This is a genomic window from Pseudoalteromonas neustonica (assembly GCF_001653135.1).
Lineage (GTDB): Bacteria > Pseudomonadota > Gammaproteobacteria > Enterobacterales > Alteromonadaceae > Pseudoalteromonas > Pseudoalteromonas neustonica.
Genome location: NZ_BDDS01000010.1, coordinates 81,965 through 106,332, shown reverse-complemented (window position 1 = coordinate 106,332; position 24,368 = coordinate 81,965). Strand labels below are relative to the sequence as shown.

The 24,368-nt window shown below is 40.8% G+C and carries 20 protein-coding genes; 13 read left to right on the top strand and 7 right to left on the bottom strand.

The genetic code is table 11. From position 1 onward, the window contains the following. Positions 1–149 precede the first annotated feature (149 nt). From A7967_RS14935 to ftsY, 6 genes are all read right to left on the bottom strand, one after another. Positions 150–566 (bottom strand): hypothetical protein, encoded by a 417-nt coding sequence (locus A7967_RS14935; protein ID WP_064435822.1) that lies wholly within the window; start codon positions 564–566, stop codon positions 150–152. Further along, complete coding sequence (locus A7967_RS14930) at positions 559–840, bottom strand: hypothetical protein (protein WP_054203061.1); 282 nt, start codon at positions 838–840, stop codon at positions 559–561. The genes A7967_RS14935 and A7967_RS14930 overlap by 8 nt, the downstream gene beginning before the upstream one ends. Positions 841–1,056: 216 nt before the next feature. Next, positions 1,057–1,920 carry an RNA polymerase sigma factor RpoH gene (rpoH, locus tag A7967_RS14925; protein WP_054203060.1) on the bottom strand — a complete coding sequence of 288 codons (864 nt, stop codon included), beginning with the start codon at positions 1,918–1,920 and terminating at the stop codon, positions 1,057–1,059. A 224-nt stretch (positions 1,921–2,144) separates the two neighbouring features. Beyond that, positions 2,145–3,131 carry a permease-like cell division protein FtsX gene (gene ftsX / locus A7967_RS14920; protein ID WP_054203059.1) on the bottom strand — a complete coding sequence of 329 codons (987 nt, stop codon included), beginning with the start codon at positions 3,129–3,131 and terminating at the stop codon, positions 2,145–2,147. Beyond that, complete coding sequence (ftsE, locus tag A7967_RS14915; RefSeq protein WP_054203058.1) at positions 3,128–3,805, bottom strand: cell division ATP-binding protein FtsE; 678 nt, start codon at positions 3,803–3,805, stop codon at positions 3,128–3,130. The genes ftsX and ftsE overlap by 4 nt, the downstream gene beginning before the upstream one ends. Before the next feature lie 66 nt (positions 3,806–3,871). Further along, on the bottom strand, positions 3,872–5,950 hold the full coding sequence (ftsY, locus tag A7967_RS14910; RefSeq protein ID WP_082916338.1) for a signal recognition particle-docking protein FtsY: 2,079 nt from the start codon (positions 5,948–5,950) through the stop codon (positions 3,872–3,874). Positions 5,951–6,162: 212 nt separating this feature from the next. Here ftsY and rsmD point away from each other — a divergent pair, with 212 nt between their 5' ends. The 13 genes from rsmD to A7967_RS14845 all read left to right on the top strand — a co-directional run bounded on the left by rsmD (position 6,163) and on the right by A7967_RS14845 (position 21,821). Further along, on the top strand, positions 6,163–6,762 hold the full coding sequence (gene rsmD, locus A7967_RS14905; RefSeq protein WP_054203057.1) for a 16S rRNA (guanine(966)-N(2))-methyltransferase RsmD: 600 nt from the start codon (positions 6,163–6,165) through the stop codon (positions 6,760–6,762). A gap of 163 nt (positions 6,763–6,925) precedes the next feature. Continuing rightward, a complete protein-coding gene (gene rpsU, locus A7967_RS14900) occupies positions 6,926–7,141 on the top strand; it encodes a 30S ribosomal protein S21 (protein ID WP_002957797.1) in 216 nt (71 codons plus the stop codon). 20 nt (positions 7,142–7,161) lie between these two features. Then, positions 7,162–7,608, top strand: a complete 447-nt coding sequence (locus A7967_RS14895; protein WP_054203056.1) for a GatB/YqeY domain-containing protein — start codon at positions 7,162–7,164, stop codon at positions 7,606–7,608. A gap of 162 nt (positions 7,609–7,770) precedes the next feature. Continuing rightward, positions 7,771–9,522 (top strand): DNA primase, encoded by a 1,752-nt coding sequence (gene dnaG, locus A7967_RS14890; protein WP_054203055.1) that lies wholly within the window; start codon positions 7,771–7,773, stop codon positions 9,520–9,522. Between the two features lie 124 nt (positions 9,523–9,646). After that, positions 9,647–11,485 carry an RNA polymerase sigma factor RpoD gene (gene rpoD, locus A7967_RS14885; protein WP_054203054.1) on the top strand — a complete coding sequence of 613 codons (1,839 nt, stop codon included), beginning with the start codon at positions 9,647–9,649 and terminating at the stop codon, positions 11,483–11,485. A gap of 74 nt (positions 11,486–11,559) precedes the next feature. Then, positions 11,560–12,441 carry a 50S ribosomal protein L11 methyltransferase gene (gene prmA / locus A7967_RS14880; protein WP_054203053.1) on the top strand — a complete coding sequence of 294 codons (882 nt, stop codon included), beginning with the start codon at positions 11,560–11,562 and terminating at the stop codon, positions 12,439–12,441. A gap of 283 nt (positions 12,442–12,724) precedes the next feature. Then, positions 12,725–13,696 carry a tRNA dihydrouridine synthase DusB gene (dusB, locus tag A7967_RS14875; protein WP_170174191.1) on the top strand — a complete coding sequence of 324 codons (972 nt, stop codon included), beginning with the start codon at positions 12,725–12,727 and terminating at the stop codon, positions 13,694–13,696. A 20-nt stretch (positions 13,697–13,716) separates the two neighbouring features. Further along, the gene (gene fis / locus A7967_RS14870; RefSeq protein WP_002957804.1) at positions 13,717–14,007 is read left to right on the top strand and encodes a DNA-binding transcriptional regulator Fis; all 291 of its coding nucleotides are present in this window, start codon (positions 13,717–13,719) and stop codon (positions 14,005–14,007) included. 191 nt (positions 14,008–14,198) lie between these two features. Beyond that, positions 14,199–15,785 carry a bifunctional phosphoribosylaminoimidazolecarboxamide formyltransferase/IMP cyclohydrolase gene (gene purH / locus A7967_RS14865; RefSeq protein WP_054203051.1) on the top strand — a complete coding sequence of 529 codons (1,587 nt, stop codon included), beginning with the start codon at positions 14,199–14,201 and terminating at the stop codon, positions 15,783–15,785. Positions 15,786–15,892: 107 nt separating this feature from the next. Next, complete coding sequence (locus A7967_RS14860; RefSeq protein WP_054203050.1) at positions 15,893–16,711, top strand: class I SAM-dependent methyltransferase; 819 nt, start codon at positions 15,893–15,895, stop codon at positions 16,709–16,711. A 14-nt stretch (positions 16,712–16,725) separates the two neighbouring features. Beyond that, positions 16,726–18,015: a phosphoribosylamine--glycine ligase gene (purD, locus tag A7967_RS14855; RefSeq protein WP_054203049.1), complete on the top strand. Its 1,290-nt coding sequence runs from the start codon at positions 16,726–16,728 to the stop codon at positions 18,013–18,015. Between the two features lie 107 nt (positions 18,016–18,122). Further along, positions 18,123–20,633 (top strand): EAL domain-containing protein, encoded by a 2,511-nt coding sequence (locus A7967_RS14850; RefSeq protein WP_054203048.1) that lies wholly within the window; start codon positions 18,123–18,125, stop codon positions 20,631–20,633. Positions 20,634–21,011: 378 nt separating this feature from the next. Next, positions 21,012–21,821 carry a DUF2797 domain-containing protein gene (locus A7967_RS14845; RefSeq protein ID WP_054203047.1) on the top strand — a complete coding sequence of 270 codons (810 nt, stop codon included), beginning with the start codon at positions 21,012–21,014 and terminating at the stop codon, positions 21,819–21,821. Here the strand turns inward: A7967_RS14845 and A7967_RS14840 are convergent. Beyond that, on the bottom strand, positions 21,808–24,312 hold the full coding sequence (locus tag A7967_RS14840; protein ID WP_054203046.1) for an EAL domain-containing protein: 2,505 nt from the start codon (positions 24,310–24,312) through the stop codon (positions 21,808–21,810). The genes A7967_RS14845 and A7967_RS14840 overlap by 14 nt on opposite strands. Between the last annotated feature and the right edge of the window lie 56 nt (positions 24,313–24,368).

Sequence of the window (24,368 nt, the reverse complement as noted above, 5' to 3'; positions counted from 1 at the left end):
AATATTCATTTATGACGCGTTCAGAACAGTCAACAACTCAACGATCAGATATCATGCTTGGAGATTTTTCATTGGGTTTCGCTTCACGCTAAATAACCAACCTGCATTAGTTATTTAGCGTGAAGCGTTAGCGCGAATGTAGAGGGGCGTTATTTTTTGGCGTTATGGTTCGCTTGAGATTGGTAGTATTTTATAACACTTTCACCATCAGCTTCTGATAGCGCATTTAACGGGATCTTTCTGGTGAGTTGCTTATCCTCATCGTTAATTTTTAGCAGCAAGTTTTTACCGTCCACTTCAGCGCTTTCTACACTGGCATCTAAAATAAGCCAACGAGGGCGAATAATTGCCAATTTTATTTCTGAGTATTTTGGGTAAATTCTTACCACCTCGATACTACTATTTACGAAATAAAAAATAATCAGCATGAAACCTAGGCCAATTATATTAGGGATCAGCACAAAACCTGCAATAACGATAAGAATACCGATGATTAATTGTGGTGTTAATTTTTCAGTGGCTACTTTAATTATTGTGGTTGGTTTTTCGATTACCATATCAGTCATTATTTAACTTCCTTATAAATTCAAGTTTCATTTTTTTATCCATTGCCTCTCTGATAGACAAAATGCCTAAAGCGCCAATGGGTAAAAAAACGGCAAATCCTGCCATTGCGATATAACCAAAAATATTTTTTTGCGTGTACTGGTAAATTAACCCAAATAAACATAATACCGATGCAGGTATGGTGACATAGTTAATAACGTAATAGGTGGGATCAAGCTGGATAAACAAAATTATCACAGCAATAATTACAAGTGAAAAATGGTAGAGTCGCACATTAATTCCTTTTAACAGTGGCTGACAATCAGAATATATAAATTAGGCTGTTTTTTCAACTAAAGGACCATATGTTCCCTAATCTTCTAAATATGCCCTGCTTTACTGACTGAATGGCTGGCAGTAATAACACCGCTAAAGAATTGATGCTTACTCTTAAAACCAAAAAGCCCCGCATTTTCATGCGGGGCTTTTAATATTCTTACTAAGCTGTGATTAACTCATTGCAGCTTGTAGCTTTTTCATCGCTGTTTTTTCAAGCTGACGAACACGCTCTGCAGATACGCTGTACTTTTGCGCAAGCTCTTGCAGTGTTGCTTTGTCGTCTGATAGCCAACGTGCGCTAACAATGTCTTGTGAACGCTCATCAAGCGTTTTTAAAGCACTGAACAAACGTGTGTGCGATTGCTCTTGCCATTGCTGCTGTTCAACCTCGTCAGCTAAATCGTTGCTGCCGTCTGTTAAGTACTGCACTGGTGAGTATGTGCTTGTTGGCGCGTCATCACTGTCGTCACCGGTTAAATCAAAGCCCATGTCTTGGCCGCTCATGCGCGATTCCATTTCACGAACTTCTTTTTCACTTACACCTAGCTCGCTCGCGACGGTTGCTACTTCAGCTTGGTTAAACCAACCTAAACGCTTTTTGTTCTTACGAAGGTTAAAGAACAATTTACGCTGTGCTTTTGTTGTCGCAACTTTTACGATGCGCCAATTTTTAAGTACAAATTCGTGTATTTCAGCTTTAATCCAATGCACTGCAAATGAAACCAAACGTACACCCACGGTAGGGTCAAAACGTTTTACTGCTTTCATTAGGCCTATGTTGCCTTCTTGGATTAAATCGGCTTGTGGTAAACCATAACCTGAATAACCTTTAGCAATGTGTGCAACAAAGCGAAGATGAGACATGATGAGTTGCTTTGCAGCACTAAGATCGCCATCTTCCTGGAGACGAGTCGCCAACTCTTTTTCTTGCTCAGCACCTAGCATTGGTATTGTACTTACCGCTTGAAGGTAACCATCAATACTTGCGCTTTGCTGTCCAACTGTGAGTGCCATTGCGTATATATCTTTACTCATTTTTCACCTCAGTGATAAACATTTGAAACTATCTTAGCACTCTTTAACTTAGAGTGCTAACTTCAATGTAAAACTTTTTTTCGATTGAAGCAAGTGGTTTTTTTGATGTTTTTTATTGTACTTTAAACGCCTGAATAAGCGATGAATTCTAGCTTTGCGGTACGTTGGTAGCATTAGCAGTATTACCTACCACCAACGTAACTGGTGATTATAAACAACAATTGTTACACTTTATCGGGCTCTATTTCTTTAATGTAGCGATTAACTGATAAATATGAGCCAACAAAGCCTAAGCTAGTTGCAAGCATTACCAGTGCGGCAAATTCGCCAACACTTAGCCCAACTAAATTAAAACTTGTTTGGTAAACGCCTGCGACCTGCGTAACCGCGGCCCCAAGCCACCACATCATTAAAGCTACGCATATAAAGGCAAACAAACCACCTATAATGCCATACCAAATACCTGTCCATAGGAAAGGTGCGTGGATAAACGTATTTGTTGCACCCACGAGCTTCATTACTTGGATCTCTTCTTTCTTATCCATAATAGATAATCGAATAGTATTGCCAATAATCAAGGTTACTGAGGTAAGTAAAAGCAGTGTAATGGTGAGCACACTTTCCTTTAATAAGCTAAGTAATGCATTTAAGCGCTCTAACCATGCGATATCTAGCTTACCAAAATCCACTTCTCGTTCAGCTTCTAGTTTTTTTAATAGTGCTTGTGCTGCGTTTGGTTGGCGATGTTTTGATGTTGGTGTAACTATTACAACATCTGGCAATGGGTTCGAATCTAAATATTCAAGTGCTTGGCCAAACCCTGATACCTCTTTAAATTCAGTTAATGCGTGTTGCTTTGAAATAAAAGTGACCGTATCTATTTCTGAATACAAGGCTAAACGTTTTACTAAGGTCTGCGTTTCCTGCTCACTCATGGATTCTTTTACAAATAATGAGATCTCTGCAGCTTCTTCAAATCCACTGCTAACTTGCTGGACGTTTTTAACAACCAAATAAAGAGTTGCTGGTAGGGTTAAGCTTAAACCCAATACGGCAATTGTCATCATTGAAGCCATTGGCGTGCGCCACATTTCACCTAAGCTATGAATTCCTTGGCGAAAAATATTTAAAACAAAAAAGTAACTATTCGAAAAAATAGATTTTTTCACTCGTTCATTTTGGCTTTTTCGGCCTTTAAATAACAAACTCATAATGATGCCTCAGCCAATGGGTCTTGACTCATTCGGCCATCTTTTAACGTTAAGCTGCGATATTTCATTCTCGAGATGAGACCAAGATCATGAGTGGCAATTAAGACCGTAGTCCCATGGTTATTAAACTCTTCAAACAAACGTAAAATATCCATTGAAAGTTCAGGATCTAAATTACCGGTTGGCTCATCAGCAAGTAACAATGGAGGTGAATTGACAATGGCGCGTGCAATGCCGACTCGCTGTTGTTCGCCACCAGAAAGCGTTGATGGGTGGCACTTTACTTTATCAAGCAAGCCTACTTTATCAAGTGCACCATGAACTCGTTTTTCAATTTGCTTATGGTGTGTGCCTTCTATTATTAAGGGTAAAGCAACATTATCAAAAATTGTATGCCGCTCTAATAGACGATGATTTTGAAAGATAATCCCGATATCTCGGCGTACATAAGGGATTTGTCTTGGTTTCACTGTATTTAAATCAACACCATTTATAAATACGTGACCCGCTGATGGACGTTCCATTAAACTAATTAGTTTAAGTAAGGTACTTTTACCTGCACCACTATGACCAGTTAAAAAAGCCAGTTCTCCGGGCTTAATATGAAAGCTCACTTTTTCCAGTGCACGATGGCCGCCGGGATATGTTTTACTCACTTGCTGAAAATTTATCATTTTAATTATCAATCATCTGCAGCTGAAAAGGGAGCTTGCTCCCTTTTATTAATACCAATGGGTATATTAAGCGTTGTCCTCATCTTGGCTAAATAGCGCATCAATGAAGTCATTGCTATTAAATGCACGTAAATCTTCAATGCCTTCGCCAACACCAATATAACGGATCGGAATATTAAACTTATCAGCTACGGCGAAGATAACCCCACCTTTAGCCGTACCATCTAACTTAGATAAAGTTATCCCTGTAAGACCAACACACTGATTAAATAAGTTTACTTGGCTAATTGCATTTTGCCCTGTGCCCGCATCAATTGTTAGCATGACTTCATGTGGCGCATCTGGGTCAATCTTTTTCATCACACGCGCAATCTTTTCAAGCTCTTGCATTAGATTATCTTTATTTTGCAAGCGTCCTGCTGTATCGGCAATTAACACATCAACATTACGCGCTTTTGCTGCTTGAAATGCATCAAATACCACTGAAGCACTATCGGCACCGGTGTGCTGTGCTATTACTGGGATTTTATTACGCTCACCCCATACTTGTAGTTGCTCAACGGCTGCTGCACGGAACGTATCCCCTGCCGCTAACATGACTGATTTGCCTTCATCTTGAAACTGCTTAGCTAATTTACCAATGGTGGTTGTTTTACCAACACCATTTACGCCCACCATTAAAATAACAAATGGTTTTTTATCTGCAGGTATAACTAAAGGTTGCTCTGCGGTTTTAAGCATAGCAGCCATTTCTTGCTTCATTAATTCATACAGTGCATCGCCATCTTTTAACTGTTTACGGTTAGCCGCATCAGTAAGGCTGTCGATCAGTTTCATGGTGGTATCAACACCCAAATCCGCTGTTAATAACTGCGTTTCAAGATCTTCAAACAGCTCATCATCAATCTTTTTACCTGTAAAAATTGACGCAAAACCTGAGCCTATATTTATACGCGTTTTTAATAAACCTTTTTTAAGACGAGCAAAGAAACCTTCTTTTTTCGGCTTTTCTGCTGCTTTAGCTTCTTCTGCTGCAATACGTTGTTGCTCTAAACGCTCAGCTTCAGCCTGCTCTGCTGCAATACGTTCTTGCTCTAAATGCTCAGCTTCGGCCTGTTCTGCTGCAATACGTTGTTGCTCTAAACGCTCAGCTTCAGCATGTTCTGCTGCAATACGTTCTTGTTCTAAACGCTCAGCCTCGAGACGCTCTGCTGCAATACGTTCTTGTTCTAAACGCTCAGCTTCAGCCTGCTCTGCTGCAATACGTTCTTGTTCTAAACGCTCAGCCTCGAGACGCTCTGCTGCAATACGCTCTTGTTCTAAACGCTCAGCCTCGAGACGCTCTGCTGCAATACGTTCTTGCTCTAAACGCTCAGCCTCGAGACGTTCTGCTGCGATACGTTGTTGTTCTACATGCTCAGCTTCTGCCTTTTCCGCTGCAATACGCTCCGCTTCACGTTGCGCTTGCTCGGTAGCCTGTTGTTCTTGTTGTAACAACATAGCTTCTTGTTGTTCAGCTAAACGAGCGGCTTCGTCGCGACGTTGCTGCTCCGCTTTTTCAGCTGCGGCTAATTCAGCATCTGCAATAGCTAAACGCTCAGCATCGCGAGCTTCTGCTGCAATACGCTCTTGCTCTACATGCTCAGCTTCTGCCTTTTCCGCTGCAATACGCTCCGCTTCACGTTGCGCTTGCTCGGTAGCCTGTTGTTCTTGTTGTAACAACATAGCTTCTTGTTGTTCAGCTAAACGAGCGGCTGCGTCGCGACGTTGCTGCTCTGCTTTTTCAGCTGCGGCTAATTCAGCATCTGCAATCGCTAAACGCTCAGCATCGCGAGCTTCTGCTGCAATACGCTCTTGCTCTACACGTTCAGCCTCGAGACGCTCTGCTGCAATACGTTCTTGTTCTACACGCTCAGCCTCAAGACGCTCTGCTTCAATACGTTCTTGCTCTACACGTTCGGCTTCTGCCTGCTGCTCTGCTGCAATACGCTCAGCCTCTAGACGCTCTGCTGTAATACGTTCTTGCTCTAAACGCTCAGCTTCTGCTTGTTGGTTATTAGCCTCTTCGGCTGCTTGTTCTACTTGCTGGTTTTTATCTGACTTACCAAAACCTAACCAAGACAGGAATTTATTTTTTTTTGCCATACTTGCTAATAACCACTTATAAAAATCTGATAAACTAACGGAAATAATTTGCGTACTGACGGTATTGTATTAATACCAAACTGCCAATAACCACAATATATTGTCTAAGATGCTCATAGTAACACTTTTAGCGCAGTTGAAAAATGACACGCTACTATATGATTACAATATTATCTGAGCTAAGTTCTAGATACCATTTTTTAGTGAGCTAAATGAGAAATAAATCATCACAAAAACAGATAAATAACAAAGTAAATGATGGTGTCATCAGAATCATCAGTGGGCAATTTCGTGGCCGCAAGCTACCAGTAAAAGATGTACAAGGGCTTCGTCCAACCACAGATCGCATAAAAGAAACTGTATTTAACTGGTTAATGCAAGATATTCACGGTGCAAATGTGCTTGATTGTTTTGCCGGTTCTGGTGGGTTAGGGTTCGAAGCATTGTCGCGTTTTGCCAACTCAGCTGTATTTTTAGAGAGGGATAAACTTGCTTCAGCACAATTAAAAGCCAATACTGAGACATTAAAGCTCACAAATGCGCAGATAAATTGTACTGATAGTTTAGTGTATTTGAGCCAAAATACGTTACAACAGCAGTTCGATTTAGTCTTTGTTGACCCGCCGTTTCGTCAGAATCTGGCAAAAAAATGCTGTGATTTACTGAGTGAAAATGAGTGGCTAAGTAAAAATGCACTCATTTATGTTGAAGTCGAAAACGAACTTAGCCCTTTACAAACACCAAGCAATTGGCTGTTATTAAAAGAGAAAGTTGCTGGGCAAGTATTATGTAGGCTCTATCAATTACAGTAAAATTAATAACATAGAAATATTTTCAGTTTCCTGTCGGGACAGTCAATATTTATCCTTTACATGTGGTGTGGCTTCGGATTACAATACCGCACCATTTTTGAACCACTTGATCATTGTCTGATCAACTTGAGCAACGCTCATTATTTAGGTAGGTGAATTTTTAATGCCAGTAATTAAAGTAAGAGAGAACGAACCGTTTGACGTAGCACTTCGTCGCTTCAAGCGTTCATGTGAAAAAGCAGGTATCCTTTCAGAAGTTCGTCGTCGCGAGCACTATGAAAAGCCAACAGCTGAGCGTAAGCGTAAAAAAGCTGCTGCAGTTAAGCGTCACATGAAGAAGCTTTCTCGCGATAACGCACGTCGCGTTAAATTATATTGATCCGTATTGGTCTTGTATAAATGAGCCTTTTAATAAAGCTAAAAGATGCACAAAAAGATGCGATGCGAGCGAAAGACAAACAACGTCTTAACCCAATTCGTATGGTACTTGCTGCTATCAAACAGCGTGAAATTGACGAGCAAATAACACTTGATGATGACGGTATTACCGCAGTCTTAGTGAAGCTTGTTAAACAGCGCCGTGATTCTTATACCCAGTACACTGATGCTGGTCGAGAAGATTTAGCCGAAATTGAAGCCAATGAGATTACGGCACTTGAAGAATTCTTACCTCAACAATTGAGTGAAGATGAAATCATTGCCCTCATTGATGCGGCTATTGCTGATACTAACGCAGCAGGTATGCAAGATATGGGTAAAGTAATGGGTATAATCAAAAGCAAAGCTGAAGGTCGCGCCGATTTAGGTAAGATTTCTGGTTTAATTAAGCAACGATTAACTGCCTAATACACCCACATACAGACGTATGATTTAAGCAAACCGAGCCATGTGCTCGGTTTCTTCGTTTTTAGCTTTTATAAAAATAGCGTTTGTGTTCAAATCTAAATTTGTCGAACGAAAGTTAATTCGTTCACCTTTTTCTATTTATTTCAGGACTACACTTTACTAATGGCCGGAAAGATCCCACGAAATTTTATTGACGATTTACTCGCTAGAACCGATATCGTTGAGCTAATTGACTCTAAAGTAGGTCTTAAAAAAGCCGGTAAAGATTACCAAGCCTGTTGCCCTTTCCATAATGAAAAGTCACCTTCATTTACAGTGTCGCAAGATAAACAGTTTTATCATTGCTTTGGCTGTGGCGCAAATGGCAACGCTATTTCATTTGTAATGGAATACGACAAACTTGAATTTGTTGATGCTATTGAAGAGCTCGCTAGCCTGATGAATCTTGATGTTCCTCGCGAACAAGGCACAAGCAGTGGTCCTGAACGTACGGCGGAACAAAAACGCTCAGACTATGATTTAATGCTTCATGCCGCACGTTTTTATCAACATCAATTAAAACACCATAGTAACTCAGCAACAGTCATTGATTACGTCAAAGGCCGAGGCTTAACTGGCGAAACAGTTAAAAAGTTTATGATTGGCTATGCCCCCAGTGAATGGGAAGGCTTGTGCCAACAACTTGGTCGTAATAAAGAACAAAAAGAGCAACTCGTTGAGCTAAAGCTGGCCTCTGAGAAAACACCAGGTCGTCAATTTGATTTTTTCCGTGACCGCTTAATGTTTCCTATCCGCGATAAACGTGGGCGGGTTATCGCGTTTGGCGGACGTGTCATGCAAGCAGATCAAGGGCCAAAATATTTAAATTCACCAGAGACTCGTATTTTCCATAAAGGCTTTGAACTATATGGTTTATATGAGGCAAAACAAGCCCATAAAAAACTCGACCATGTACTCATTGTTGAAGGTTATATGGATGTAGTGGCATTGAGTGAGCAAGGTATTGAGTATGCAGTCGCAGCCCTAGGTACTGCGACTACAGCTGAGCACATGCATACTTTATTTAGAACCACAGACAAAGTAATTTGTTGTTACGATGGTGACCGTGCAGGACGTGACGCGGCGTGGCGTGCGTTAGAAAATGCTCTCCCCTACCTAAGTGATGGTAAAGCATTACAGTTTGTATTTTTACCCGATGGCGAAGATCCTGATTCCTTAGTCCAACAAGAGGGCAAAGAAGCCTTTGAAGTTCGATTAGCTCAAGCTGATGATTTTACTAAAGTACTGTTTAATAAGCTAAGCCTAGAAATTGACTTAACCACTGACGCTGGTAAAGCAAAACTACTCAGTGCAGTGCTGCCATTGGTCGAAAAAATACCCAGTGAGTTTTATCAAGAGAACCTATTAGAGCACTTAGGCCGATTAATTGGCCGCACCAAAGAGCAATTAAATAACCGTTTAAAAACACCAAAGCAACAGCATTCAATTGAACGTAAGTTTAAAATTACGCCTATGCGCCGCGCTATTGGCTTATTAGTCCAGCACCCGCAACTTGCATCAACAGTGCCTTATTTACCTGATTTGGCACAGATGAATATTGCCGGAATTGCGCTACTAATTCGTTTGCAGCATGACGCATTACAAAAGGCCCCCCTTACTACGGCACAATTGCTTGAATCATTTCGTGAAGCTCCAGAGTATGAAGCATTAATCAAGCTCGCAACGTGGCAACATGAGATAAATGAAGATCGTTTAGAAGATGAATTTAAAAATACTTTCAAATTTATTGAAGATCAGTGTTTAAATTATCGTCTCGAAACCCTATTAATAAAGGACAAGACTCAAGGCTTAAATAGCGATGAGCGGCTTGAATGTCACTTATTGACTCAAGCATTAAAAGGGACTAACAACTAGTCAAAAACGATTTTTGCTGTTATACTGTGCTATTCACTGCGTCAAATTATACTTAGCTTGGCTTATTAAATAAGCAAGCTGGCGCCTGTTGTATCAACTTATCAGAGTGGAAGAAAAAATCTCTATGGATCCAACTCCTCAGTCACAATTAAAACTTCTGATTCAAAAAGGTAAAGAGCAAGGTTATTTAACTTTTGCAGAAGTTAATGATCACCTTCCACAAGATATTATCGATTCAGATCAAGTAGAAGATATCATTAGTATGATCAATGATATGGGTATTAAGGTTAGTGAAAACGCACCTGATGCCGATGAATTGATGATGCAAGAAACGACAACAGATGAAGACGCTGCTGAAGCGGCTGCTGCTGCGCTTGCCACTGTAGATAAAGAGATCGGCCGTACAACGGATCCGGTACGTATGTACATGCGTGAAATGGGAACAGTTGAACTGTTAACCCGTGAAGGCGAAATCGTTATTGCCAAGCGTATTGAAGAAGGGATCAACCAGGTTCAAATCTCGGTTGCAGAATACCCTGAAGCAATTACTTATCTTCTTGAACAGTGGGACAAGTTTGAAGCCGAAGAAATGCGCCTAAGCGACATTATCTCTGGTTTCTTTGACCCAAATGAAGATGAAGCGCCTATATCTGCGACTCATATCGGTTCTGAATTAAGCGAAAAAGAGCTTGATGATGAAGACGATGATGATAAAGACGATGATGAAGACGAAGAAGAAGTCGATACCGGCCCAGATCCTGAAGAGGCCCGCGTTCACTTTGAAAATCTTCGCGATCTTTACAATAAAGCACGTGAAACCTTCGATAAGAAAGGCCGTTCACATCCTGATTCTCAGGCTGCTATTTTTGAAATCGGCGAATTATTCCGAACGTTCAAATTAATACCTAAACAGTTTGATCGCATGGTAAATAACATGCGTGAAATGATGGATCGCGTTCGTATTCAAGAACGTATCGTCATGAAGCAAGCTGTACAAATTGCCAAATTACCAAAGAAAACATTCGTTAAGCATTTTGCTAATAACGAAACAGATGCATCGTGGATTGATTTAGAAATCGCTGCCAACGAAAAGCACTCTGCAAAACTTGAAGAAGTGAAGCCTGAGATAATTCGCTGTATCAATAAACTACGTGTGATCGAAGAAAGCACGGGTTTAAATATCGAGCGAATTAAAGACATCAACCGTCGTATGAGTATTGGTGAAGCGAAAGCCCGCCGTGCGAAAAAAGAAATGGTTGAAGCGAATTTACGTCTTGTAATCTCAATTGCAAAAAAATACACCAACCGTGGTTTACAATTCTTGGATTTAATCCAAGAAGGTAACATTGGTTTGATGAAGGCTGTTGATAAGTTTGAATATCGCCGTGGTTATAAGTTCTCAACTTATGCTACGTGGTGGATCCGTCAAGCAATCACCCGCTCTATTGCTGACCAAGCACGTACAATCCGTATTCCTGTGCATATGATCGAAACGATTAATAAACTTAATCGTATTTCACGTCAAATGTTACAAGAAATGGGTCGTGAGCCAAATCCAGAAGAATTAGCTGAACGCATGATGATGCCTGAGGATAAAATCCGTAAGGTACTTAAAATTGCAAAAGAGCCAATTTCAATGGAAACGCCAATTGGTGATGATGAAGATTCGCACTTAGGTGACTTTATCGAAGATACTACTATTGATTCGCCTATCGACTCAGCGACAATGGAAAGCCTTCGTGGCGCAACGAACGATGTACTAGCCGGCCTTACCGCCCGCGAAGCAAAAGTATTACGTATGCGTTTTGGTATTGATATGAACACCGACCATACTCTAGAAGAAGTAGGCAAGCAATTTGACGTTACCCGTGAGCGTATTCGTCAAATCGAAGCGAAGGCACTGCGTAAATTACGCCATCCTTCTCGCTCTGACTTACTGAAAAGCTTCTTAGATGCTAAATAATTAGTAGCTAAAAATACAGATTAAAATTTAAAAGGCCGCTGTAGCGGCCTTTTTTCTATTTACAGGAAAGAATCATGGCTTGGATCCAAATCCGTATCAATGCCAATGCTGCAACAGCTGATGCAGTAAGTGACTTATTAATGGAAGCAGGCAGTGCGTCTGTTACCTTTATTGATGCTAAAGACACCCCTATTTACGAACCAAAAATCGGCACTGTTGTATTCTGGGCCGATACCACTGTAATTGGTTTATTCGAAGCGACTCACGATATGAATGCGGTGATTGCATTATTAAAACGCCATGACGAAATAAACGACTCGTTAGTTTATAAAATTGAGCAGCTTGAAGACAAAGACTGGGAACGTGAATGGATGGATAACTTCCACCCAATCCAATTTGGTGAAAAGCTATGGATCTGCCCAAGCTGGCGTGATATTCCTGATCCAGACGCTGTAAACGTTCTATTAGACCCAGGTCTTGCATTTGGTACTGGCACCCATGCTACAACCGCTTTATGCTTAAAATGGCTTGAAAGCCAAGACTTAACAGGTAAAACTGTCGTCGACTTTGGTTGTGGCTCAGGCATTTTAGGTATTGCAGCGATAAAGCTGGGTGCAGAGCGCATGATTGGTATTGATATCGACCCACAAGCGCTCGAAGCAAGCCTTGATAATGCACAGCGCAATGGCGTTGCTGACAAACTCGAAGTTTACCTACCAGAAAATCAGCCTGAATTTACAGCAGATATAGTAGTAGCAAATATTTTAGCCGCACCACTGCGTGAACTACACAGTGTGATTTTAGGCTTGTTAAAACCAGGCGGTAAAATTGCGATGTCAGGTATCTTAGAAGAACAGGCACAGTCAGTTGCTGATGTTTATGCACCTTTTTTAGCGCTTGATGAAATAGCCGTTGAAGGTGAGTGGACTCGTGTAAGTGGTATTAAAAAAGCTTAATTTGAAGCAATCACTCCATTTAGAGCATTAACCCAAAACCACCATCTAAAGCCTGTAATTAACAGGCTTTACCTATTATTTACACAACCCTGAACAGAATGATTTTCTTGCAGTAAATTAGTTTTGTATGAAATTCAGACAAATAAAGCCATTCGTCAAACTGTTATCAAATGTCAATACACAAAAGTCAAAAAAAAGTCACTTTTGTTCAATTTATAGCCTTTGATTTTTGCTAAAAAAACCGTAAACTTAGCGCCCCTTGAAAAGAGGCCTATTGAATACAGTGCGTATCGGATCATATCAGTTAGAGAACAATGTAATTGTAGCGCCAATGGCGGGAATTACAGACAGACCATTTAGACAACTTTGTCGCCGCTTAGGTGCGGGACTAGCTGTGTCTGAAATGCTATCGTCAAATCCTTTGGTATGGAAAACCGAAAAATCGATGAACCGTATGGATCATAGCGGTGAATCGGGAATACGTGCAGTGCAAATCGCAGGAGCTGATCCTGAGCTAATGGCTCAGGCTGCACAATTCAATGTAAGTAATGGTGCACAGATCATAGATATTAATATGGGGTGCCCAGCTAAGAAAGTGAACAAGAAACTCGCAGGCTCAGCGCTATTACAGTTTCCTGATTTAGTGGAAGAGATTATTGATGCGGTGGTTAGCGCTGTTGATGTACCTGTAACACTGAAAATCCGTACAGGATGGGATCAGAGCAACCGTAACGGTGTAGAGATTGCGAGAATAGCTGAACGTTATGGCATAGCTTCATTGGCCGTACATGGGCGTACACGCGCATGTATGTACAAAGGTGAGGCTGAATACGCTACTATTAGGGATATAAAACGTTCAGTGTCGATACCTGTGGTTGCTAATGGTGATATCACATCACCTGAAAAGGCAAAGCAGGTTTTAGACTATACGGGTGCAGATGCCATTATGATTGGTCGAGCCGCCCAAGGTCGCCCTTGGATATTTAGGGAGATAGACCACTATTTGCGAACTGGTAAACACTTACCAGTACCTCCAATTGAGGAAGTACGCGGTATTTTGATGGAACACTTAGTGAACCTTCATGCGTTTTACGGGGAACCAATGGGAGCGCGTATCGCTCGAAAACATGTATCTTGGTATTTGCAAACCCATGACAGTGATGGTCAGTTTAGGCGAGTATTTAATGTCCTCGAGAATCCACAGGCACAAATCGAGGCTTTAGAGCAATACTTTATAACACTAGCAGCTAACTAAGAAAGAAAGAGATATAAACAATGTTCGAACAAAACGTGACTTCTCCATTTATCACTAACCCTCATGTTCAGTCACACGAGAAACCGCAGCCATTGCGTGATGCAGTGAAAAAAGCTGTTCATCATTATTTAAAACAGCTTAACGGTCAAGATGTGCAAGACGTTTACGACCTTGTTCTTTCAGAGCTAGAAGCGCCATTACTTGAAGAAGTAATGACTTACACACGTGGTAACCAAACACGTGCGGCAATCTTATTAGGTATCAACCGCGGTACTTTACGTAAGAAACTAAAGAAATACGGCATGAACTAATACATATGCTGTGATATATCACAGCATATGTTCAAAAAAGCACCTTAGGGTGCTTTTTTTATATCTTTAAAAATCCTCAAAAAAGCACCTAATTGCATAATCCTCATTCTTTAAACATCGTTTTTTAAGCGGTATTCAGTTAAAATAGTGCCTTTCTAAGCTAGCTCAAACACTGAGGTAATCAAACTACAATGGATACACATCGTCCAATTCGTCGCGCACTACTAAGTGTGTCAGATAAAACCGGTATTGTTGAATTTGCTCGCGCTCTTGAATCACAAGGCGTAGACATCTTATCAACTGGCGGTACTTGTAAATTACTTGCTGATAATGGCATTAAAGTCACTGAAGTATCTGACCACACAGGTCACCCTGAGATCATGGATGGTCGCGTTAAAACTCTTCATCCAAAAATTCATGGCGGCATCTTAGCGCGTCGTGGTCAAGATGAAAGCGTAATGACTGAGAACAATATCTCAGCTATCGATATCGTTGTAGTTAACTTATACCCCTTTGCGAATACTGTCGCTCAAGAAAACTGCAGCCTTGAAGATGCCATTGAGAACATTGATATCGGTGGACCAACAATGGTTCGTGCCGCGGCTAAAAACCATAAAGACGTGACTATCGTAGTAAACGCGAAAGATTACGACCGTGTGATCAATGAAATGCAAAGCAATAATGGTTCAACAACGTATAAAACACGCTTTGATCTTGCCATTGCCGCTTACGAGCACACTGCACAGTACGATGGTATGATCGCTAACTACTTTGGTAAAATGGTTCCTGATTATACTGAGGAAGCAGCAGAGGAAACTAAATTCCCACGCACTATCAATATGCAGTTCACTAAAAAACAAGATATGCGCTACGGTGAAAACTCACACCAAGACGCCGCTTTTTATGTTGAAAACGATGTGCAAGAAGCATCAGTAGCAACGGCGATTCAACTACAAGGTAAAGCGCTTTCGTTCAACAACATCGCCGATACAGACTCTGCGCTTGAATGTGTGAAAGAATTTGATGTGCCAGCCTGTGTTATCGTAAAACATGCAAACCCGTGTGGCGTATCAATCGGTGAAAACATCCTTGAAGCTTACGATCGTGCGTTTAAAACAGATCCTACTTCAGCATTTGGTGGCATTATTGCCTTTAACCAAGAGCTTGATGCAGACACCGCAGAAGCGATTGTTTCACGTCAGTTTGTTGAAGTAATTATTGCACCTAAAGTGTCTGAAGCCGCAGCGCAAATTATTTCAGCTAAACAAAATGTACGCTTACTTGAGTGCGGTCAATGGTCGGGTAAAGCAACCGGTCACGATATTAAACGTGTTAACGGCGGCGTACTAATTCAAGACCGTGATTTAGGTATGGTTACGCAAGGTGACTTAAAGGTTGTGTCAAAGCGCCAGCCTACTGAGCAAGAGCTCAAAGACTTATTATTTTGCTGGAAAGTGGCTAAGTTTGTTAAATCAAACGCGATTGTTTATGCCCGCGACGGCATGACTATTGGTGTAGGTGCAGGCCAAATGAGCCGCGTTTACTCAGCTAAAATTGCTGGCATTAAAGCCGCTGATGAAAACCTTGAAGTAAAAGGTTCTGTTATGGCATCAGATGCATTCTTCCCATTTCGTGATGGTATTGATGCTGCAGCAGAGGCTGGTATTACAGCTGTTATCCAACCAGGTGGTTCAATGCGCGATGAAGAAGTTATCGCTGCAGCTGACGAAGCTGGTATGGCAATGGTGTTTACTGGCATGCGTCACTTCCGCCATTAATCACACAAAGAGCTAACTGCATAAGTTAGCTCTTTTTGTTTGCACCAAATTCACGTATTCTGCCTATTCTATAACCTCTATAAAATTATAATATGAAGGAACAGACGATGAAACTTGCACTAAAAACGCTACTTGTTGCCACCCTTACGATCAGCTCAACAATGGCCTTGGCTCATAACCATGCCAGTGAATCAGCATTAAGTCATGCTGTTAAATCAAGTGAGCGCAGCTCTGAGCGTGATCAATATCGCCATCCTGTAGAAACACTGGAGTTTTTTGGTTTCAAACCAACAATGACAGTCGTTGAGATTGCACCTGGCGGCGGCTGGTACAGTGAAATTTTAGCGCCAGCACTGAAAGAGCAAGGTACCTATTACGCTGCACATTTCCCTGCTGATTCATCGGTTGGTTACTACCAACGTTCACTCGCGGGCTTTAAAAAGAAAGTAGCCGAAGATGAGCGATTCAGTAAAGTAAAAATCACTGAGTTTGCCCCTACTACTCACTTAGACATTGCCCCAGCAGATAGTGCCGATATGGTATTAACTTTTCGTAATGTTCATAACTGGTATATGGGTAAAGATAAAGACGGCGCAGTAAGTGCATTTCAATCTTTCTATAAAGCTCTAAAACCAGGTGGTACATTAGGCGTAGTTGAACACCGCTTACCTGAAGACCGCGCTGATGAAATGCAAAAATCATCAGGTTATATGAAGCAAAGTTATGTTATTGAAATCGCTAAAAAAGCCGGTTTTGAACTGGTAGCAGACAGTGATATTAATGCAAACCCTCTTGATACAGCTGATCACCCTAAAGGTGTATGGACACTACCACCAAGCTTACGTCTAGGCGAGCAAGATGCCGCCAAGTATAAAGCCATTGGTGAAAGTGACCGCATGACGCTGAAATTTAAAAAACCGCTTTAAATAGGATATTCGCCATGAATGTATTAGTCATTGGCAGCGGCGGCCGCGAACACGCACTTGCGTTTAAGGCTGCTCAAAACACCAAAGTAAACACTGTATTTGTTGCCCCTGGTAACGCTGGTACTGCTCTTGAGCCAAAGCTTGAGAATGTAGCTATTAAAGTAGAAGATTTAGATGGCCTACTCGCCTTTGCACAACAAAATAACGTTGAACTTACGATTGTTGGCCCTGAAATTCCTCTAGTACTGGGTGTTGTTGATAAATTTAGAGAGCACGGCTTAGCTATTTTTGGCCCAACGGCAGGCGCTGCACAGCTTGAAGGCTCTAAATCATTCACAAAAGACTTTTTAGCACGTCACAAGATCCCAACGGGTGATTATCAAACCTTCGAACAAATAGACCCTGCTCTTGCATACTTAAGAGAAAAAGGCGCGCCAATTGTAATTAAAGCTGACGGCCTTGCTGCAGGTAAGGGCGTAATTGTTGCCATGACTGAAGTTGAAGCTGAAGATGCAATCCGCGACATGCTTGCGGGGAATGCTTTTGGCGAGGCTGGCAGTCGCGTAGTGATTGAAGAGTTCTTAGACGGCGAAGAAGCGTCGTTTATTGTTATGGTTGATGGCAAAAACGTATTACCGTTTGCTACCAGCCAAGATCATAAACGTGCTTACAATGGCGATGCTGGTCCTAATACCGGCGGTATGGGTGCATATTCACCTGCACCTGTCGTTACTGACGAAATCCACCAGCGCATTATGAACGAAGTGATCACTCCAACGGTAGAAGGAATGGCAAGCGAAGGCCACCCGTACACTGGCTTTTTATATGCAGGATTGATGATCGACAGCTCTGGTACGCCTAAAGTTATCGAGTATAACTGCCGCTTTGGTGACCCTGAAACACAACCAATGATGTTACGTTTACAATCAGATCTCGTTGAGTTGATTGAAGCTGCGAACCGTGTTGAGCTTGATAAAACCACCATTGAGTTTGACCCTCGCGCTGCTGTAGGTGTTGTTCTTGCTGCCAAAGGTTACCCTGATAACTACCCGAAAGGTGATGTAATCAATGGTCTTAAAGTTAGCTACCCTGCTGATGAAAAAGTATTTCATGCTGGGACTAAACAAGACGGTGACAACGTAGTGACTGCCGGTGGCCGTGTGTTGTGTGCAACAGCACTTGGAAATACAGTTACACAAGCACAACAACGTGCATATCAACTGATTGATGAAATCAGCTGGGAAGGCATGGAATATCGTACTGACATTGCTTATCGTGCAATTGCCCGCGAAACTCAAAGCTAGGGAGATCTAAAATAGGTCTAACCAGTTTGTTTAAAAAAAAAGCGCGGTTTACTGCGCTTTTTTTAATGCTACACTAAAAATACAAAAACCTTCTAAGAACCGAACAATTGAAACATCATTCTCTTAGCTATCACTTTATTGCCATTTTTATATTGTTCGTGCTACTTTTTGTTATAGGTAATTACGCATCCCATCTAGCAACCCCCACTAAATACACAATAGATAAAACCACTGCCATTTATTTAAAATATGCTTACTTCATTGATCCCACTAAAAAACATTCTTTAGAGCAAGTAATAACTCAGCCTGATGCGATGATTTATAAACCTTTTACTGAGATCGATTGGAACTTCGAAAGCCGTAATTACTGGTTAATTATCGAGTTAGATAATCGTAGTACCAGCAAAGAGAAAATTGTTGCTCACTTTGATAACCCCATGGTTGATCAGCTAAACGTTTACCATTTAGATAAACACAATAATATTATTCACCAAACTACATTAGGTGATACCGAGCTTGGACTGAGTTTACTTCAATACAGCGTACCCCATATTCGCCTATCACTACCGGCGCAAAGCAAGCAAAAGCTAGTTTTAAAAATTGATACGACGGGAATAAGTAAAACCCCCGTAAATTTATATGGTGAAGCAGAGTTTCAGGAGTTAACTCGCTCACAAACCGCGATATGGGGAATTTTTGTTGGTGTTTTGATTATGGCAGCACTGTACAACCTTGTTTTATTTTTTGGTATTCGTGATCGCGTTTACCTTGTCTATATTGGTTACATTATTAGCGCAATAATCTTAATGGGTGCCGTACTAGGTTTTGGCTTTTATTTATGGCCACTTTCTTGGCAGTTGTTTTTTCACAAATATATTGTTGTTAGCAACTACGCCATTGCTTTTTTCACACTTTCATTTTGTACCATGTTTTTACGCTACCACAAAGAGCAATGCTGGCGTTATAAGCTAAGTTTACTCCTGCTGGGCTTGATGGCTATTTTAGCTGTAAGCTGCTTTTTTATTATTGAAAGCATTGCAGCCCCTGTGTTCTTTGGTATTTTAGTCTTACTGTATATCGTATGTATTATTTTGATTTATAAAAAGCTACGCAGTGGTTTTCGTTGGGCTAAATTTTATGTTATTTCTTGGATCCCACTAATTATTGGTGCAGCAATCCAACCATTAGAGTTAACAGGTGTATTGCCCTATAGCTTTGCAACGCGCCATGCTTTTTTAGCGGCTATTTTATGTGAAGTAATACTCATGGCAATGGCGTTAGCAGATCGTGTCCGCTATCAACGTGAGCGAGCGCTGTATCATGCAACCCATACTCAACAAACAAAACTACTTAATAGTGCAATGTTAAAGCAAGCTTATATGAACCTTGAGCAAGAACAACGACCAAACACGATCTGTTTAATTAAACTGCGCTATTTTAATTCTCTTAATACTATTTTAAGCCCATCTCAAGCGAACGGGCTAATTATCCACGTTGCAAAAGCACTCGAGCTTCAGTTAAGTAATGAGCGTCAGTTTATTAACCTAGATTTTAATTTAGATAGCAGCTCTAAAATTGTCGATCTTGGCACGGGTATATTTGCGTGTATCTCTACAAAAACACAAAGTGGAGAAAGCCTCTCTCTTTGTTTAAATAAAACCGTAAAAAGCTTACCAAAGCAATATGAGGTTCAAGGATTAAATTTACAACTTAAATACGCTGTAGGGATCAGTTTTTCAAAAACGAACGGCAATTTTGAAGCTAGTTTACAACGCGGCTACCTGACTTTAAAACAAGCTAAAAATAGCACCAGCAATATCAGCAACTCACAACAAAATACACACATCACGATGGATATAGGGCTTGCTGCAAAACTACAACAAGCAATTAAAAGCAATCAATTAGCAATGTACCATCAACCACAAATAAACGTGCGTACCAATCAAGTTATTGGTAGTGAAGTACTGCTGCGCTGGCCAACGCCTGAGCATCAACATATTAATATAGAAGAACTCATTTTATTAGCTGAACGAACCGGACTTATTAATGAGCTTACTTTATGGGTGATAGAACAAGCGTGTCAGGATATTGTAGAACTAAATAAGCATGGCTTTAATGAGCACACTGTTAGTGTAAACTTAAGCGCTAAAAACTTAAGTATTAATAAACTCGCCGAAAAAATTGAAAACGCTTTATTAACGTATAACATACCTGCTAAACAGCTTAAATTTGAGTTGACCGAAACGGCACTCGTTGAGAATCAACAACAAATGAAAAGTTTTATGGAGCAGCTACAAAAGCTCGGTGTTCACGTCATCCTTGATGATTTTGGTACTGGATACTCTTCACTAAATTATTTAGTTAATTACACCTTTTCAAACTTAAAAATTGATAAATCATTTGTATTGGATCTCACAACGAATCAATCCCATCAAGTGATTGTCAAAACCGCAATTGATATGGCGCACAATCTAGGGCTAAGTGTTACGGTAGAAGGCGTTGAAGATAAAGGAACCCATCAATTACTAATTGAAATGGGTGCTAATAATACCCAAGGTTACTATTATTCCAAAGCCATACCCATCACAGATTATTTGCAGTGGCTTAGGGCATGTTGACCTTTCGTGATTAATTTTGCAGCAGTCTATTTGGTATTTAGGCAAGGCAGCGCCTATGCTGTGTGGTTGTTCCCCATAAATAGGCGATAACGCAGTATAAATGCCAAACATGCGCTGCCCAAAGGGTTCTTCCTAGGGGCGATTAACTCTTTGTTACTCGGTTTTTACTTATTCTCACATGGATGTGAGCCAGTAGAATAACGCAGGAGCAGTTATCGAGCCCACTCGATTCCAAACCTCGCGCCGCGATTAAATCGCCCCTGAATTGAACAAATTTCAATCCACAAAGATCAACACGCCCTTGTCATTCACATTAAATAATCAGTCAGTGCAATTACATGTTAAAATCCCCTTTTTCACATCTTTAGGGGCGTAAAGATGCAAGGCACAATTAAAAAATTAAAATCATCGCTAACTCAGCCGATCCAATATCATCTGCCAATTGGTGATGAGTTAGTTGATCTCAATGCTTATATTGGCAAACAATTAACACTGACTTTTAACGGTTCAATTTTATGTTCGAGTTGTGGTAAAAAAACTAAAAAAAGTTACTCTCAAGGACACTGTTTCGTGTGTATGCGCAAGCTTGCTAGCTGCGATATGTGCATTATGAAACCTGAAACCTGTCATTTTGATCAAGGCACCTGTCGTGAGCCGCAGTGGGGGGAAGAAAACTGCATGATCCCACACTATGTTTACCTCGCGAATACATCGGGTTTAAAAGTCGGCATAACCCGCCACACGCAAATTCCAACCCGCTGGATTGATCAAGGGGCAACCCAAGCACTGCCTATTTTTAAAGTGCAAACACGCTTACAATCTGGTTTAGTCGAAGTCGCGTTAGCACAGTTTATTGCTGATAAAACAAATTGGCGCAACATGCTCAAAGGGCAAAATGATGTACTCGACTTAAAAGCAGCCGCCGCTGAGCTTATTCCGCAAATTGCAGATAAACTCAATGAACTGGCTGAGCTATTTGGCGCAACAGCCATTGAGCAGCTCAATGAGGACGTTGTTGATTTACAGTTCCCTGTTACAGAGTACCCAACCAAGATTAGCTCCTTTAATTTCGATAAAGAGCCCGTTGTCAGTGGTATTTTAAATGGTATCAAAGGGCAGTATTTAATCTTTGATACAGGCGTAATAAACATCCGTAAGTTCACCTCTTACGATGTTACGCTGGGGTAAGCTGGGCATAAAACTCAAACCATTGCCGCTGTGCTAAAGGGCGGCAATAATAATAACCTTGTATTACATTACAACCTAAACTTTGCAAATAATTATACTGCGTTTGCTTTTCTACTCCTTCCGCTACAACGCATAGATTTAAGCTCGTAGCCATCGCTATAATAGCAGCCACGACTTCACTGTTGCCATACTCATCAGGTATTTTGGCAATAAAACTGGCATCTATTTTTAAGGTATCTATTGGAAGTTTAGTTAAGTAACTCAGTGCCGAATACCCTGTACCAAAATCATCAAGCGCAATGTGCACGTCCATTTTTTTTAGCTGCTGCAATTGTTTTTTCGCCTGACTAAAGGAACTTATAAAACTACTTTCAGTTAACTCTATTTCAAGACAGTCCCCAGACAAATTATAACGCTTTAGCATCTGCTCAACACTTTTTGATAACTTGCCTTGGCTCAAATGACACGCAGAAACGTTGACTGCAAGCCGCCCTGCTTTTATACCTTTTTGCTGCCACAATGCCAGTTGCATGCCGGCACTATTTAGCACCCACAAATCAAGTTTTACAATTAAGCCTAACTCTTCCGCTAATGGGATAAATTGTGCGGGAGAAATCATCCCTAATGTAGGATCATACCAACGAAGTAATGCTTCAACGCCTTTTATTGTTTGTGTTTTTAAACATTGCTTAGGTTGAAAGTATAACTCAAATTCATCATTCTCTAGCGCATGCTGAAAACGACTCATCATGGCTAAACGCTCTAAAGAACGCGCATTCATTGATGACTTAAACAGCTGAAAAGAGTTACGCCCTATTTCTTTAGAGCGATACATTGCGATGTCTGCATGTTTTAAAAGGGTCTCACTATCGAGTCCATCCTCCGGATAAATTGCTGCGCCAATTGAAGCGGTTGCGCCCACCTCCAATCCTTCCAGCTGAAAAGGGATATTCAAATGGTTAAGTATCTGATCAGCCAAACTAATCACCGATGCGATATTATCAACCTCGCATAACACCACAAATTCATCGCCACCTAATCGTGCTAGCGTATCCCCTTCACATAGCAATGCTTGTAAACGTTTAGCCACCATTTTTAATAATTCATCACCGGCGCTGTGCCCTAAGCTGTCGTTAATTTCTTTAAAACGATCCAAATCAATAAACATTACGGCAAGCATGTCGTTATTTCTATGTGCAGCTGCCAATGCCATGCTTAACCTATCATTAAATAAGCGTCTATTGGGTAAACCCGTTAGCTCATCAAAGTAAGCGAGCTGAACTATCTTCTCCTCTGCATTTTTTCGCTCTGTAATATCACTAAAAATTGCCGCATACACAACCTCACTGCAATTTGGCTCTCTTATTTGAATAATGCTGAGCCATTCAGTATATAAATCACCGTTTTTTTTACGGTTACATATCTCCCCTTGCCAAACACCTTTATCCGCAATAGATTGCCACATTTTTATATAAAAACTTTTACCGTGCTTACCTGAACTGAGGATTTTTGGCTGTTTACCTATTACCTCATATTCTTGGTAACCTGTTAACGTCGTAAAGGCCGGATTAACTTGAATGATTACGCCATCTTGTTGAGTGATCATTATGCCATCAAGCGAAGCGTCGATTATTTTATTAGCAAGGTATAGGTTACGCTGTGAATGCTGTAGAGCGATGTCTCGTTGTGCGAGTACTTTTTCAAGTTCGCTACAATATGCACTTTCGATTTCATTAATTAAGTGCTCAAGCGATAAAACCCCTTTAATTTCTTGAGTGTCAGTCACCACTAAATGACGCACATTGTTATCTGACATTAATCTATAAGCATCAAACAAACTATTTTTTGGGCTAATTTGATAAAGTGGCCAACTCGCAAAATCCCAACAAAAATGCTTACTTTCATGCTCAATAATTAAATGCAGTAAATCACGCTGGGTAATAATGCCATGTTCGTTTTGCTGCTTATTGAATACCAAAATAACTTTTTCGTTGCGCTCATACATTAGCTTTATAGCTTCACTCACACCCATATTTGCAGGCACTATTGATATATTTTTACTGTATTGCTCATTCACAGGGCGAAATTGTAAATAGTGATCCAAACCTTGATTGCGGACAATATCCGTGATGCTAATCACGCCACATGGTAGAGCGCTTTCATCTGTCACTAAAAGGTGTCGTACACTGTATTGATGAAAAACTAAAGCGGCATCGCTAAGCAATCGCTGGCTCGAAATACTAATAACGGGGCTCGACATTACTGATGCTATTTCCACGCTTTTTATTTGTGGATTATTAAAATCAAGCTTCATACAATCAGCTTCTGTCCATATTCCACAAATAGAGCGATGCTCTTGAACAAAAATAGCACTGACATTATGTGCTCGCATTAACCTCACAGCTTCGATAAGATGCGTGTGCTTAACACACGAAATAACCTTATTTGTAAACACATCACATACTTTTTGGTAACGGCTACTTTTTGGCATCATAGCTTCCTTGTTTGGCACGAACCGAAAAGTATAATAAAGCTTATTACCAACCA

What these genes read in the sequence shown, in the direction of transcription:
- A7967_RS14935 (WP_064435822.1), bottom strand. Translation starts at nt 566, where the DNA reads ATGACTGATATGGTAATCGAAAAACCAACCACAATAATTAAAGTAGCC.
- rpoH (WP_054203060.1), bottom strand. Translation starts at nt 1,920, where the DNA reads ATGAGTAAAGATATATACGCAATGGCACTCACAGTTGGACAGCAAAGC.
- ftsX (WP_054203059.1), bottom strand. Translation starts at nt 3,131, where the DNA reads ATGAGTTTGTTATTTAAAGGCCGAAAAAGCCAAAATGAACGAGTGAAA.
- ftsE (WP_054203058.1), bottom strand. Translation starts at nt 3,805, where the DNA reads ATGATAAATTTTCAGCAAGTGAGTAAAACATATCCCGGCGGCCATCGT.
- ftsY (WP_082916338.1), bottom strand. Translation starts at nt 5,950, where the DNA reads ATGGCAAAAAAAAATAAATTCCTGTCTTGGTTAGGTTTTGGTAAGTCA.
- rsmD (WP_054203057.1), top strand. Translation starts at nt 6,163, where the DNA reads ATGAGAAATAAATCATCACAAAAACAGATAAATAACAAAGTAAATGAT.
- rpsU (WP_002957797.1), top strand. Translation starts at nt 6,926, where the DNA reads ATGCCAGTAATTAAAGTAAGAGAGAACGAACCGTTTGACGTAGCACTT.
- A7967_RS14895 (WP_054203056.1), top strand. Translation starts at nt 7,162, where the DNA reads ATGAGCCTTTTAATAAAGCTAAAAGATGCACAAAAAGATGCGATGCGA.
- dnaG (WP_054203055.1), top strand. Translation starts at nt 7,771, where the DNA reads ATGGCCGGAAAGATCCCACGAAATTTTATTGACGATTTACTCGCTAGA.
- rpoD (WP_054203054.1), top strand. Translation starts at nt 9,647, where the DNA reads ATGGATCCAACTCCTCAGTCACAATTAAAACTTCTGATTCAAAAAGGT.
- prmA (WP_054203053.1), top strand. Translation starts at nt 11,560, where the DNA reads ATGGCTTGGATCCAAATCCGTATCAATGCCAATGCTGCAACAGCTGAT.
- fis (WP_002957804.1), top strand. Translation starts at nt 13,717, where the DNA reads ATGTTCGAACAAAACGTGACTTCTCCATTTATCACTAACCCTCATGTT.
- purH (WP_054203051.1), top strand. Translation starts at nt 14,199, where the DNA reads ATGGATACACATCGTCCAATTCGTCGCGCACTACTAAGTGTGTCAGAT.
- A7967_RS14860 (WP_054203050.1), top strand. Translation starts at nt 15,893, where the DNA reads ATGAAACTTGCACTAAAAACGCTACTTGTTGCCACCCTTACGATCAGC.
- purD (WP_054203049.1), top strand. Translation starts at nt 16,726, where the DNA reads ATGAATGTATTAGTCATTGGCAGCGGCGGCCGCGAACACGCACTTGCG.
- A7967_RS14845 (WP_054203047.1), top strand. Translation starts at nt 21,012, where the DNA reads ATGCAAGGCACAATTAAAAAATTAAAATCATCGCTAACTCAGCCGATC.
- A7967_RS14840 (WP_054203046.1), bottom strand. Translation starts at nt 24,312, where the DNA reads ATGCCAAAAAGTAGCCGTTACCAAAAAGTATGTGATGTGTTTACAAAT.